This window comes from Bradyrhizobium sp. TM239 (genome assembly GCF_036247985.1).
Classification (GTDB): domain Bacteria; phylum Pseudomonadota; class Alphaproteobacteria; order Rhizobiales; family Xanthobacteraceae; genus Bradyrhizobium; species Bradyrhizobium ottawaense.
The window spans coordinates 1-594 of record NZ_BTIR01000045.1 but is presented as its reverse complement, the minus strand read 5'-3'; the positions used below and the strand labels follow the sequence as shown (position 1 = coordinate 594).

The following is a 594-nucleotide window of genomic DNA, read 5'->3' as shown; positions in this document are numbered from 1 at the left end:
CGCGACCGGCTTCTTCTCCTGGATCTTCTCGCACTCGTTGTCCTCGCCGACGCGATAGCCTGCGCGGCAGGTGATCTTGACGCATTGATCGCCGTCGGCCTTGAAGCCGAAATTGCACACCAGCGGGCACACCCGTCCCGGCTTCGCCTTCAGCGCATCGAGCGCATCCACGCTCGCGAGCTTCACGTCGAGCTGGGTGCCGGCATATTTGTTGAACAGCGTCAGCGAGCGCTGCGACGTCGCATTCCAGTCACCGTCCGCCGCGGCGGACAGGCAGCCGACGCGGCGCAACTCGCTCTGCACGGACTTAGTTAGATCAGCCGCCGACAATGTGGACGCCGGAGCGGGCGAGAGCGCGGCGACTTTCTGGTTCTCGACTTCGGGCATCTGCCGATCGGCCGTCGGCTTGGCCGCCTGCTCAGCCTTCTCCGCTGCCTGCTTTGCAGCAAGCTCGGCCTTGGCCTTCTCCGCCGCCTGCTTCTCGGCCAATGCCTTCGCAGCCGCCGCCTCGGCCGCCTTGCGTTGCCGTTCGGCAGCTTCCGCCTTCGCCTGCTCGATCTGCTTTTGCTTCTCGGCCGCGATCCGCGCCTCTTC

1 pseudogene is annotated in these 594 nt (G+C 66.0%); it reads right to left on the bottom strand.

Annotation, left to right across the window (positions count from 1 at the left end):
* Positions 1 to 594: pseudogene (locus AABA84_RS34830) on the bottom strand (caspase family protein); the annotation flags it as partial.